At 73.3% G+C, this 12,349-nt stretch carries 8 protein-coding genes and 2 pseudogenes; 2 read left to right on the top strand and 8 right to left on the bottom strand.

Annotated features, from left to right (window positions below; translation table 11 throughout):
- Positions 1-63: 63 nt before the first annotated feature.
- A pseudogene (locus ACIQ9G_RS26135) lies at positions 64-1,172 on the top strand (lytic polysaccharide monooxygenase).
- A gap of 62 nt (positions 1,173-1,234) precedes the next feature.
- Here the strand turns inward: ACIQ9G_RS26135 and ACIQ9G_RS26130 are convergent.
- From ACIQ9G_RS26130 to ACIQ9G_RS26095, 8 genes and pseudogenes are all read right to left on the bottom strand, one after another.
- A complete protein-coding gene (locus tag ACIQ9G_RS26130; protein ID WP_403613936.1) occupies positions 1,235-2,134 on the bottom strand; it encodes an esterase/lipase family protein in 900 nt (299 codons plus the stop codon).
- A 180-nt stretch (positions 2,135-2,314) separates the two neighbouring features.
- Positions 2,315-2,488 (bottom strand): annotated as a pseudogene (locus tag ACIQ9G_RS26125) (MarR family transcriptional regulator); the annotation flags it as partial.
- A gap of 49 nt (positions 2,489-2,537) precedes the next feature.
- Positions 2,538-3,512 (bottom strand): DNA polymerase thumb domain-containing protein, encoded by a 975-nt coding sequence (locus tag ACIQ9G_RS26120; RefSeq protein WP_403613934.1) that lies wholly within the window; start codon positions 3,510-3,512, stop codon positions 2,538-2,540.
- The gene (locus ACIQ9G_RS26115) at positions 3,509-7,018 is read right to left on the bottom strand and encodes a DNA polymerase III subunit alpha (protein ID WP_403613931.1); all 3,510 of its coding nucleotides are present in this window, start codon (positions 7,016-7,018) and stop codon (positions 3,509-3,511) included. The genes ACIQ9G_RS26120 and ACIQ9G_RS26115 overlap by 4 nt, the downstream gene beginning before the upstream one ends.
- Positions 7,019-7,300: 282 nt before the next feature.
- Complete coding sequence (locus ACIQ9G_RS26110) at positions 7,301-8,380, bottom strand: S1 family peptidase (protein WP_403613928.1); 1,080 nt, start codon at positions 8,378-8,380, stop codon at positions 7,301-7,303.
- Between the two features lie 399 nt (positions 8,381-8,779).
- On the bottom strand, positions 8,780-9,682 hold the full coding sequence (locus ACIQ9G_RS26105) for a S1 family peptidase (RefSeq protein WP_403613926.1): 903 nt from the start codon (positions 9,680-9,682) through the stop codon (positions 8,780-8,782).
- Positions 9,683-9,929: 247 nt separating this feature from the next.
- The gene (locus ACIQ9G_RS26100; RefSeq protein ID WP_403613923.1) at positions 9,930-10,244 is read right to left on the bottom strand and encodes a hypothetical protein; all 315 of its coding nucleotides are present in this window, start codon (positions 10,242-10,244) and stop codon (positions 9,930-9,932) included.
- Positions 10,245-10,368: 124 nt separating this feature from the next.
- Positions 10,369-11,592 carry a DUF5685 family protein gene (locus ACIQ9G_RS26095; RefSeq protein ID WP_403613920.1) on the bottom strand — a complete coding sequence of 408 codons (1,224 nt, stop codon included), beginning with the start codon at positions 11,590-11,592 and terminating at the stop codon, positions 10,369-10,371.
- Positions 11,593-11,882: 290 nt separating this feature from the next.
- On the opposite strand from ACIQ9G_RS26095, the gene ACIQ9G_RS26090 reads away from it, so the two are divergent.
- On the top strand, positions 11,883-12,320 hold the full coding sequence (locus ACIQ9G_RS26090) for a cell division protein SepF (RefSeq protein WP_403613918.1): 438 nt from the start codon (positions 11,883-11,885) through the stop codon (positions 12,318-12,320).
- Positions 12,321-12,349: the final 29 nt, after the last annotated feature.

Raw genomic sequence — 12,349 nt, 5'->3', positions numbered from 1 at the left:
CGCCCGGAGTCCGCTCTCCGGGACCCGCCGCCCCGCCACAGGACCGTTCCGAGGAGTTCCCCCATGCCCTTCCCCAGGCCCTCCGCGTCGTTCGAGCGGAGGACGCCCCGACGCCGCGGGGCCGCCGCCGGCGTCGCCGCCGCCCTCGGCACGGCCTCGCTCACGCTGACCGCGCTGGCCGCCGCGCCCGCGTCCGCCCACGGGTCCATGGGCGACCCGGTCAGCCGGGTCGCCCAGTGCTACGCGGAGGGTCCGGAGAGCCCGAAGTCGGCCGCGTGCAGGGCGGCGGTCGCGGCCGGCGGCACCCAGGCGCTCTACGACTGGAACGGCATCCGGATCGGCGACGCGAACGGCCGCCACCAGGTGCTGATCCCGGACGGCAGGCTGTGCAGCGCGAACAACCCGGAGTTCAAGGGCCTCGACCTGGCCCGCGCGGACTGGCCCGCGACCGGTGTGCGCGGCGGCTCGTACACCTTCAGGTACCGGGTGACCGCCCCGCATAGGGGCACCTTCAAGGTCTACCTCACCAAGCCCGGCTACGACCCGGCGAGGCCGCTCGCCTGGGCCGAGCTCGACCTCGCGCACCCGGTGGCCACGGCGACCGACCCGGTGGCGTCCGGCGGCTTCTATACGTTCTCCGGCACCCTCCCCGAGCGTTCCGGCCGGCAGTTGCTGTACGCGGTCTGGCAGCGCTCGGACAGTCCGGAGGCCCTCTACTCCTGCTCGGACGTCGTCTTCGGCGGCGGCGGTGGCGGCGGTACGGCGGCCGGCGCGTCCCCGGCCCCGGCCGCCTCCGCGCCCACCGAGCGGCAGATCGAGGGCGGTGCCGGCAGGTCGACGGCCGGGCACCACGGCCACGGGGACACCGACGCCAGCACGACGACGCACCCGGCGTCCGCTCCCGGCTCCTCGGCGGCGGACCGGCCGGAGAGCGCCGAAGCCGCGGCCGCCAAGGACACCCGGGACACCGCGGACGCCGAGGACGCCGCGAACGCGTCCACGGCGAACCGGTCCGAGGCCGCCGGTGCCTCCGGCGACCTGGCCGAGACCGGCGGCGACGGCGGCGCCCCGTACGTGGCGGTCGGCGGCGCGGCAGCCCTGGCGGTCGGCTCGGCCGATTCGCCTCGGTGCGCAGGCGCGCGGCGAACGGCGCCCGGCAGGGCCGCCGCTGAGGCGGCCCCACCAGCGCGGGGCCTGTCCGGCGGCTCAGGCCGGACAGGCCCCGGAACACGCGTCAGCTGAACGCCGACGCGCAGGTGGTGGCGGTGGCGTGGCCCGGGTCGAGGGCGTTGGCCACCTCGTGGAAGGCGATGCGGTCGAAGAGCGCGATCGCCAGGTGCTCGGAGAGGTCCACCGAGCACAGGTCCTGCAACAGGACGTTGCGCACGTCGGGGCCGGTCAGGTACTGGCTGCGCCACGGCGTGGCGACCTCGTCGTACTTGGTGGCGATGACCGTGTAGTGCACGCCGGCCACGGTGTCGCCGCCGTTGTTGAGCCTGGTGAGGAAGTCGGAGCCGGGGATCTGGTCGGCGAGGCCGGGGGTGCCGGCGGAGATGAGGTCCTCGGCGCCCGGGAAGTACGGCAGCAGGTTGGTCAGTCCGCTGAGGGTGGCGCCGTGGTTGTCGGGCGCGATGCCGACGAGCGCGTTCACCTTGCCGGCCCCGCCGAGGAACTTCAGGTAGTAGCGGGGCATCATCCCGCCCTGCGAGTGGCCGACGAGGTCGGCCTTCGCGGCACCGGTGGCGCCGAGCACCTTGTCGACGAAGTCGGACAGCTGCTGTGCCGACTTGTCGATGGGGCCGAGGCCGTGGAAGAGCGGGACGTTCTGCAACTGGCCGTAGTCGAGGGAGAAGACGCAGTACCCGCGGTTCTTCAGGTACGGCGCGAGGGACAGCCAGTTGTCCACGGAGTTGCCGAGGGTGCCGTGGACGAGGACGACGGGGCGGGGGTGGGTGGCCGACGGCTTGCAGGACCAGTCGTTCCAGCCGCCCCCGAGCTCTCGGCTTCGCTCGAGCAGGGGGGACCCCCCGCTCGGGGCGTCGGTCGCGTGGGCGGTGGCGGCGGGGACGGTGGCGACCGCGGCGGCGAGCAGCAGGGCGGCCAGGGGTCTGAGGACGCGCTTGAGGGGCAGCATCGGGTGATCTCCTTGCGGCTCAAGGGGGGAGGTGCGACGGCACTAAGCCCTGTGATCCGGATCACGAGGATGCTGTTCATTCGTCAAGTTACGGACGAGTAGCCCGCATGGGAAGTTACGCGTCAGTAAAAACTTCCGGCATCAACCGGGAGCCGTGATAGGGCCCCTGACAAACCGTCATCAGACAGCCCTGATCGGACCGTACGGCGCGATGCGCGCCAGCCGCTCACGCAACGCGCGCACCTCGCCCTCGCCGATCAGTTCGACCCATGCCCCCACGGCCTCGGCGGCCGCCTGCAGGGCCGCACGCGTGCAGGCCCACGTCCGTCGGCCTGGAGGCGGAGCCGGCCGACGGCACGCGCATCACGCCCCCGTGGGCCAACTGACACCCGCGCAGGCGGAATCACGCCGCCAGTGCCCCCGGTACCGCCGCGCGCGGGCCGAACCTCGCCCGGACGCGGTCGGCCGCCTCCTCGACGCGGCGGACCTTCTCGTCCACGGGGTCGAAGGTGAGCTGATGGGAGGCCTGGTCGGCGGGGGTCAGGCCCTCGGCGCGCAGGGCGATCGCGCGGACGCGGGCACGTTGCAGGCCCAGGGAGTCGTACAGACCGTGGGCCGCCCCGATCAACACGGCCGAGTGGGCGGTCGGTTCCGCGAGGGTGCGGCCGCGGGTCGTGGCGGAGCGATCGGCGTAGCGCACGGTGAGGGTCAGGACGCGGCAGACCTTGTCCAGGGCACGCAGCCGGACGCCCAGTTCCCAGGCGGCCGAGAGCAGCGCCCGGCGATGGCGGCCGGGGTCCGTCTCGTCGCGTGCGAAGGGGCGTTCCGCGGCAAGGGAGCGTGAGACCCCGTCGGGAACGACCCGGCCGCGGTCCACACCGTTCGCCCGCTCGTGCAGTGCGCGGCCGGCACCCGCGCCGATCAGGCGCTGGAGGGTGGACAGGGGCGCGGCGGCGACCCGGTCCACGGTATCGAGGCCGTACTCGCCCAGGGTGCGGGCCGTCACCGCGCCGACGCCGGGCAGCGCGGCGACCGGCCGCCCGGCCAGGAACTCCGCGACGGCGTCCGGGTCGCCGGGTGCCGCGCGGGTCGTCCCGGGCCGGGCGTCGCGCAGCGCCATACGCGCCAGCATCGGCCCGGGACCGGCACCGATCACGCAGTCGACGCCGTGCAGCGCGAGGGCCCGGATCCGGATCACCGAGGCCAGTTCGACGGCGTCGCGCCCGAAGTACCGCTCGGCGCCCCCCAGATCGGCCAGCGCCCCGTCCGGCGGCAGCGCCTCGACGACCGGCGTGAACTCCTCCAGCAGGCCGAGCAGCCCGGGCAGGGCGGCCTCGCGCGCCGGCGGCAGCTGGAAACGTACGCAGAGGATGGTCATCCCGCACTCCCCGGGCTCTGGTGCCACAACTTCCGTCCACCCGCCGGGCCTTCGCCCGCGGGACGCAGATCGGCCCAGGGGTGCATCTCGTACCCCGTGGGCATGCGGATCGTGCGGTCCGGGTGGCCCGGGTCCGGACGGCCCTCGCCAGTGCCGCCGTCCGGGGCCCGCCCCGGGTCCCGCTCCGGATCCTGCTCCGGGCTCCCCTGCGGCAGGGGCTCCGCCAGCCGTGCCGCCACCTCCTCCAGGCCGCCCCCGGCGCGCAGTTCGGCCAGCTCGGCGAGGTTCCAGGCGGCGGAGCCCACCACGCTGAGGCTGCGCGGGCCGCGCCGCTGCACCACCCCGCGCACCAGCAGCAGCCAGGAGTGGAAGACGGTGTGGGCGCAGGCGTCGTGGGAGTCGTCGAAGAAGGCGAGGTCGACCAGGCCCGTGCCGTCGTCCAGCGTGGAGAAGATGACCCGCTTGCCGGACCGGATCGGCGGGGTCTGGGTGGCCGCCTTGGCACCCGCGACCAGCACCGTCTCCCCGTGCCGGGCCTCGCGCAGCCGGCGCGCGGACACCACGCCCAGCTCGTCGAGGAAAGCGCGGTGGTCGTCCATCAGGTTGCGCGAGGCGTCCATGGACAGCACACCCAGTTCGGCGCTGAGCCGCTCCGCGTCGGACAGGTCCGGCAGCCCCGCGGACGCGGTCTTCCGGCCACCCGCCAGCGGGAGTTGGCCACCGCCTCCGCCCCGGGCGCCCCGGTGCAGCTCGGTCAGGTGCAGTTGCAGGTCGCGGCGGTTGGCACCGAACGCGTCCAGCGCGCCCACCTGGGCGAGCCGTCCGGCGACGGGGCGGCTCGGCCTGCCCCGCTCCCAGAAGTCGAGCAGGGAGGCGTACGGCTGCGCGTCAGCGATCCGTGCCGCCTCGGCCTCGCTGATGCCGTGGACATCGCGGAGGGCCAACCGAAGTCCCCACATACACGGCGAACCAGACTCCGACTCAGACACCAGTTCGATACGGTGGGCGACCCCCGACCGGTTCACGTCCAGCGGCAGGATCGGCACCCCGCGCCGCCGCGCGTCCGCCAGCAGCAGCCGCTTCGGGTACATCCCCGGGTCGTGGGTGAGCAGACCCGCGTAGAAGGCGGCCGGGTGATGCGCCTTCAGCCAGGCCGACTGGTACGTCGGTACGGCGAAGGCGACGGCGTGCGCCTTGCAGAAGCCGTAGGAGCCGAACGCCTCGACGATCTCCCAGGTGCGCCGGATCGTCTCCGCGTCGTAGCCGTGCGCCGCCGCGTGCTGCGCGAACCAGACCCGGATGCGCGCCTGCGACTCCGGGTCGGACAGTCCGCGCCGCACCCGGTCCGCCTCGTCCCGGCCGCAGCCGGTCATGATGTGCAGGATGTGGATGATCTGCTCGTGGAAGACGACGACCCCGTACGTCTCCCTCAGCGGCTCCTCCAGGTCCGGGTGGGGGTAGCGGACCGGCGCCCGCCCGTGCCGCGCCTCGATGAACGGCCGCACCATGTCGGCGGCGACCGGCCCCGGCCGGAACAGCGAGATGTCGACGACCAGGTCGTGGAAGTCGGCGGGCTGCAACCGCCCGACCAGGTCCCGCTGGCCCGGCGACTCGATCTGGAAGCAGCCGAGCGTCTCGGTGGACCGGATCAGCCCGTACGTCGCCGGGTCGCCCGGCGGCACCGCGTCCAGGTCGATCCGCTCCCCCGTCGCCCGCTCCACCTCCGCGACGGCGTGCGCCATCGCCGACTGCATCCGCACGCCCAGCACGTCCAGCTTGAGCAGCCCGAGGTCCTCCACGTCGTCCTTGTCGAACTGGGACATGGGGAAGCCCTCGCCACTGGTGGGCATGACCGGCGTACGGGACAGCAGGGAGGCGTCGGACAGGAGCACTCCGCAGGGATGCATGGCGACCCCGCGCGGGAGCGCGTCGAGGGCCTCGACCAGCTCCCACAGCCTCCCGTACCTGTCCCGCTCCCCCGCCAGCGCCCTGAGCTCGGGCAGCTCGTCCAGGGCGGCGCGGGCGTCGCGGGCGCGGATGTGCGGGAAGGACTTGGCGATGCGGTCCACGTCGGCGGGGTCCATGGACAGCGCGGCGCCGACGTCGCGGATCGCGTGCCGCACCCGGTACGTCTCCGGCATGGCGACCGTCGCCACCCGCTCGGTGCCGAACCGGCCGATGATCGCCCGGTAGACCTCCAGGCGCCGCGCGGACTCCACGTCGATGTCGATGTCGGGCAGGGCCACACGGCGCTTGGACAGGAAGCGCTCCATCAGCAGCCCGTGCTCGACCGGGTCGGCGTGCGCGATGCCGAGGAGGTGGTTGACCAGGGAGCCCGCGCCGGAGCCGCGCGCGGCGACCCGGATGCCCATGTCCCGCACGTCGTCGACGACCTGGGCGACGGTGAGGAAGTAGGAGGCGAAGCCGTGGTGGGCGATGATGTCCAGTTCCTCGTGCATCCGCTCCCAGTAGTCCCGCCGGCCGGCGTAGCCGCGCAGCACCATGCCCGCCGCAGCCCGGGAGGCGAGCGTGCGCTGGGCGGTGCGGCGGCCGGCGCCGACGAGGTGCGCCTCGGGGAAGTGGACGGAGCCCATGCCGAGGTCGTCCTCGGGGTCGACCAGGCACTCGGCGGCCGTGGCCCGGGTCTGCTCCAGCAGGCGGTGGGCGGTGTCGCGCCGGAAGCCCGCGGCCTCGACGATCCGCTCGGCGGCGTGCAGCATCGCGTCCGCGCCCTTCAGCCAGGCCTCGCCGGAGTCCAGCTCCCGGGTGGGGTCCACGGGGACCAGACGGCGGGCGGCGTCCAGGACGTCGGCGACCGGGCCCTGGCCGGGGTCGGCGTACCGGACGGCGTTGCTCAGCACCGGCCGGACGCCCTGCTCGGCGGCGAAGCCGACGGTACGGGCGGCCATGCGCAGGGAGCCCGTGCCGGTGCCGGTACGGCCGTGCCAGACGGCCTCGAGCCGCAGGGCGTCGCCGTAGACCTCGCGCCAGGGGACGAGCAGCCCGGCCGCGCGGTCCGGGCGCCCGGCGGCGAGGGCGCGGCCCACGTCGGAGGCGGGGCCGAGCAGGACGGTCAGGCCGTCGGCGTGGTTGTCGGGCCAGGACAGCAGGGGGGCGCCGGCGGCGGTGTGGGCGGCGGTGACCAGGCGGCACAGGCCGGCCCAGCCGCGGGCGCCCTCCCGGGCCAGGAAGGTGACGCGGGGAGCCGACTCGTCGACGAAGGCGCCGCCGCGCACGGGCGTCCGGCGCCGCTCGTGCCGGACGGGGCCGTCCCGCCGTACCGGCTCGGGCCCGGCCACCGCCAGCTCCGCGCCGAACAACGGGCGGACGCCCGCCGCGGCGCAGGCCTTGGCGAACCGGACCGTGCCGGCGACGGTGTCGCGGTCGGTGAGCGCGAGAGCGTCCATGCCCCGCTCGGCGGCGCGCTCGGCCAGCCGCTCCGGGTGCGAGGCGCCGTAGCGCAGGGAGAACCCGGAGACGGTGTGCAGATGCGTGAAGCCCGGCATCCGCACCTCCCGCACACGCGCCCCCTCACAGGGGCTCGAACATCAGTTCCCTCAACTCTCACCCCCACCATAGACCAATTTCCGAACATCTGTGCGACAACTGTCTCAGGTGCCCTCACCTGCGCGGATCTACGGCGGCCCGGCGCGCGCGAGCCCGTGCGAAGCCCATGCGGGAAGCCGCGCGAAGCCCGCACGAGAAGCCGCGCGAAGCCCATGCGAAAGCCCCGCCCCCTCGCGCGCGGGGGCGGGGCTCAGCGGTGACGCTCAGCGGATCCCGTCAGGTCAGCCGATCTGGCTTCCGGTGGCCGACAGGGCCTCGGTGACCGACTGGAAGAAGGTCTCGCCGCCGGAGGTGCAGTCGCCGCTGCCGCCGGAGGTGAGGCCGAGCGCGGTGTCGCCGTCGAACAGCGAGCCGCCGCTGTCGCCGGGCTCGGCGCACACGTCGGTCTGGATGAGCCCGCTGACCGTGCCCTCGGAGTAGTTCACGGTGGCGTTCAGACCGGTGACCGTGCCGGTGTGCACCTGGGTCGTGGAGCCGCTGCGGGTGACCTTCTCGCCCACGGTCGCCTCGCCGGCCTTGGCGATCGCCTGCGTCGAGCCGTTGTAGAGGTCCACCGCGCTCGGGTGGTCCACGCTCGCGGTGTACTTCACCAGGCCGAAGTCGTTGCCCGGGAAGCTGGACTGCTCGTTCTTGCCGATCTGGTTGCCGCTGGAGTCGGACCAGGTGGAGATCGCGGAGGTGCAGTGCCCGGCGGTCAGGAAGTACGGCTGGCCGCCCTTGACCACGTTGAACCCGAGCGAGCAGCGGCCGCCCGAGCCGGTGATGGCGTCGCCGCCCGCGACGAAGGGCTTGAACTCCCCCTTCGAGCGCTTGAGTTCGGCCTTGGCGCCGAGCCCGTCGACGACCTTGGAGAGCGTGGCCCACTCGGCCTTCGAAACGGACCTGTCGGCGGTGACCACGACCTTGTTGCTGACCGGGTCGGTCGCCCACGAGGTGCCGGGGATGGTGGCGTCCTCGCGCAGCGTGGTGCGCGCTCCGTCCAGCTCCGCGAGGGAGTTCTCGACGATTCTCGCCTTGGCGCCGGACTGCTGGACGGTCTTCGCCGCGGCGGCGTCGAGCACGTTGACCACGAGGCTCTTCGCCCGGGCGTCGTAGTACGTACCCGCCGCGTCGGTGCCGAGGTCCTTGACCAGCGTCGAGGCGAGCTTTCCGGCCGCCGTGGACGACAGGGTCCGCGCCACGGGGGTCTTCGGGGCCTCGCTGGCGTTCGCACTCTGGAAGGTCACTCCCGCGGCGACCAGCGCGGCGATGCCCGCACCTGCCACGGCCGCACGGCGCCTGGGTATGCGTCGGTGCTTCAACTCTCGTCCTCCTGTGGGGGGTCGGCACACGAGGTTGTGGGGACCCCGTGCACCGGAAGGCGGTTGACCCGGCCCACTATTCCGAGACCGGCAGTGCGCACACAAGGTCGAGTTCTGGACGCGTATACGTCAACCGGCGTATGTCCCCTATGCCTTGAGCGCCCGAGGTCGGCGGACCCGGGTTCCCACTGCAAACACCAGGTGGGGACAACCTGTGTGCTGTCTGTGAGGTCTAGTCCTGTCCTGAATTCGATCCGCCCTCACCGCGCGCCCCGGCCCGGATTCGAGCCCCCTGGCAACCGCCTTACGAGCGAGAGCCCCCGCACGCCGGTTGCGTGCGGGGGCTCCCCTGCTGCCGCAGGCCGGACCGCCGGAACAGGCCGGGGTCCACGGGGAACGTCAGTAGACGTGCACCCCGTAGGCGCTCAGCGCCTCGGTGACCGGCTGGAAGAAGGTCGTACCGCCGGAGGTGCAGTCGCCGCTGCCGCCGGAGGTCAGACCGTAGGCGGTGGTTCCGCCGTACAGCGGGCCGCCGGAGTCGCCGGGCTCGGCGCAGACCGTGGTCTGGATCAGGCCGTAGACGATGTCGCCGCCACCGTAGTTGACCGTCGCGTTGAGCGCGGTGACGCGGCCGCTGTGCGTGCCGGTCGTGGAGCCACGGCGGTACACGGTGGTACCGACGGAGGGCGTGGCCGCGCTGGTGATGTCCTGGCTGCCCACCGTGCCCGACTTGGTGATCGAGCTGTTGGTGTAGCGCACGATGCCGTAGTCGTTGCCGGGGAAGGAGGAGCCGGCGGTGGAACCGAGGGTCGTCGAGTGCGAGGAGTTCGACCACCAGGTGCCCGCGCCGTCGGTGCAGTGACCGGCGGTCAGGAAGTAGTAGTTTCCGCTGGAGTCCTGGACGTTGAAGCCCAGCGAGCAGCGCCAGCTACTCGCATAGATGGCGTCGCCGCCGGAGATCAGCTTGTTGAACTTGCCAGCGGTGTGCTTGATGGTCAGCGCACCGGAGTTGGTCCCCGCCTGCTGCTTGATCTGGGCGATCTCGGACGGGGTGACCGTGCTGTCGACGGTGACGACGACACGGTTGGTCTTGCTGTCGACCGCCCAGGCGGTGCCCGGGATGTCGGCCTTCAGCACCGAGTCGCTCGCCTTGGTGAGCTGAGCGGCACTGAAGGTGGTCGCGTCGGACGCGTTCGCGTTGGGGACCGCGAACGCGGCAGCGGCCACGAGCCCGGACGCGATGGCGATCAGCCGGGTCCGTCTCGCGACGCCGCTGCGCGGGGTGGTGCGCTTGATCCTCACTTGGCGTTCCTCCACAAAGGAAGTCGGGGGCCCGCGTGGGGTCGGGGCCCGTGAGGCGCAGCCAGGCGCCGGGTGTCCGGATTCCGGATATGCCGTGCCCCTGACAAGCGCTGGGGGGAGTATTCGGCCGAACGGACGGTCGGCGCAAGGGCACCTTTCGGCCGTGCAACTGTGTGCGATTCAACTAGAAGGCGTGCGGCCGGGATGACTTGACCGCCCGTCAGACAGCGGCGGGAAGGCCCCCGCCTCAGGCCGGGGCGCTATCCCCCGCCGGTATCGCGAGGTGCGGCGTGACCCGCACGGATGCCGCCGTTTCGGCGCCGGCACCGAGCCGCGCGCCGCCGGCGAACGCCCCTCGGCCGACGGCCGGAGCGTCCACCTCGGCCGCGGTGGGCACGGCCGCGGCGCCGTGGACCGGCAGGCACGCGGGATTGTCCGGAATTTGACCGTCCGGATACCTCTTCGGCCAGGGGGCGCCGGTCGGCGCCAACGGGTCCCGGGACGCCCGCACCGTCTCGGTGTGGCGCCCACGCCCCTCCCACTGGTCCGATACGTCCGTCATGTGATCACCCCTTCCATGCGGGGGCGGGCGGGCAAACCCCCGTACGGACTGGACGCTCCCCCGCTCCTTTCCTCTTTCTCTCCGGCGGACGGCTCACCCCGCCCCCCCGTCGGCCCGTGCCGCGTCACAGCCCGCAGTCGCAGCAGGAGCAGCATTCACAGCACTCGCAGCACTGACACGCCTCGCAACACGAGCAGTCGCAGTCGCAGTTGGCGCAGCAGCCCTCACGCTTCCTCCGCGACCACGGGCCCTCGAACTCGTCGGCACAGCACACCTTGCAGGTGCAGCACAGCCCGACGGCGGCCGCGCACCCGGCCCAGAAGCCGCGCCGGGCGGGGTGCGGGGGCTCGCCGCCGAAGGGGCTGCCGCCGCCGGTGCGGGGGTGGTTCGGGTCGTGCGGTGCCCGCGGGCCGTGCGGGCCCTGGGGTGCGTACGGCCCCTGCGGCGGCCCGAAGGCGCCTTCGGGCGCGTGCCCGCAGGACCCGGTGCCGAAGGCGCGGTCGACGGAGCGGCCCAGTTCGTGCGCGAGCAGCAGGTGGGCCAGCCGGCCCTCGGTGAACTCCACCTCGCGCAGGGCGAGACGGATGCCGTGGACGGCGTCGTCGGCGAGCCGGCGGGCCTCGGTGAGCGGGGTGCCGGTCGCGGTGAGCGGGTTCCAGGCACCCCGGGCGGCGTCCTCCCTGCGGTCCTCCACGGCGTCCAGGAGATGGGCGAGCCGGCCGAACAGGCGCCCGGCCTCGGCGAGCGGTGCGGCGTTGCCCGGCCGGTCGGCGAGGACCGCGGTGTGGGCGAAGGCGGCGGCCGTCGCGGTCTCGGTCGGTTCGGTGACGGCGAGGAGCGGCGTCCCGGGTCCGGCGAGCGCCTCGATGCCGGTCTGGCGGTCCACGGCGTCGACGAGGACGGCGGTGTCGAACCCGACGCCGGCCCCGGTGCGGGCGCCCGCGCGCCGCCAGCCGTCCGCGACGCGGCGCGCGGCGAGCGCCACCGGCCGGCGCGCCAGCAGCCCGTCACCGTCGGCGACATGGTCGCGCACCTTGGCCGAGGCGAGCACCAGCGAGACGGCCGCCGCGAGCCGCGCACCCTCACCCTGTGCGACGGAGGCGGTGCGCATACCGCGCAGCGGACACGGGCCCGCCGTCCGCCGCCGGCCCCCCGCCGATCCCGCCGTCCCGGTGGCCTGAGCCTCCGTCAGGACCGAGAGGACCAGCCCGTCATAGTTCGTCACCACGCGCGCGAACTGCCCGTGGTCGCCGCGCAGCGCCAGGCACAGCCCGCACAGGTGGGCCATCCACTGGGTCCTGAGGTTCTCCCCGAGGCGATGGCGGCAGGGCCTGACAATTCCGAACACGACGATCCCCCGTGATGCGTACGACGTTGAGCCGCCGCATCGTATCCGCCCCTTCGTTCACCCGTACGCACCGTGCGTCACCCATACGCCGTGGACAATCATATTTCACTCACAGTCAGCAGCCGTGTAGGGCTGCGCCCTTGGGGCACACGGCCTCTCGACGTATTCGCTGTGCACCAGTACCGTCACAAACCCCCCGCGCGGCGTCTATCCACTTGGCGCACCGTCCGCATCATGGATGACCATAGGGATACGAAAAGCAAGAGAGACCGCTGTGAGAGGAGGCGTCCATGGGATCGGTACGCAAGGCGAGTGCGTGGCTCGGCCTCGTCGACGACAACGATGACGAGCGTTACTACGACGACGACTACTCCGAGGGCACCGACGCCGGGGACGCCTGGGTCACCGACCCTCGGGTGAAGGTGGCCTCGGACACGGCCGAGGAGAAGGGCCGCCGGATCGGCACGGTCACCCCGGACAGCTTCCGTGACGCCCGCGTGGTGGGCGAACTGTTCCGGGAGGGCGTGCCCGTCATCATGAACCTGACGGCCATGGAGGCGGCCGACGCCAAGCGCGTCGTGGACTTCGCGGCCGGGCTCGTGTTCGGCCTGCGCGGCTCCATCGACCGCGTGTCCAACCGGGTCTTCCTGCTGTCCCCCGCCGACACCGAGATCATCAGCGGCGAACCGACGGGGCACCGGACGGACGGTTTCTTCAACCAGAGCTGAGGCAGGGCCGCACGCCGGCCCTGCCCGCC

Origin of the sequence: Streptomyces sp. NPDC096152, from assembly GCF_044763235.1 — a bacterium.
Classification (GTDB): Bacteria; Actinomycetota; Actinomycetes; order Streptomycetales; family Streptomycetaceae; genus Streptomyces.
The sequence above is the reverse complement of the archived record's forward strand: the minus strand, read 5'-3'. Positions and strand labels throughout refer to the sequence as shown.

Coding starts and splice junctions, on each gene's coding strand:
- ACIQ9G_RS26130 (WP_403613936.1), bottom strand. CDS start 2,134: ATGCTGCCCCTCAAGCGCGTCCTCAGACCCCTGGCCGCCCTGCTGCTC.
- ACIQ9G_RS26120 (WP_403613934.1), bottom strand. CDS start 3,512: ATGACCATCCTCTGCGTACGTTTCCAGCTGCCGCCGGCGCGCGAGGCC.
- ACIQ9G_RS26115 (WP_403613931.1), bottom strand. CDS start 7,018: ATGCCGGGCTTCACGCATCTGCACACCGTCTCCGGGTTCTCCCTGCGC.
- ACIQ9G_RS26100 (WP_403613923.1), bottom strand. CDS start 10,244: ATGACGGACGTATCGGACCAGTGGGAGGGGCGTGGGCGCCACACCGAG.
- ACIQ9G_RS26090 (WP_403613918.1), top strand. CDS start 11,883: ATGGGATCGGTACGCAAGGCGAGTGCGTGGCTCGGCCTCGTCGACGAC.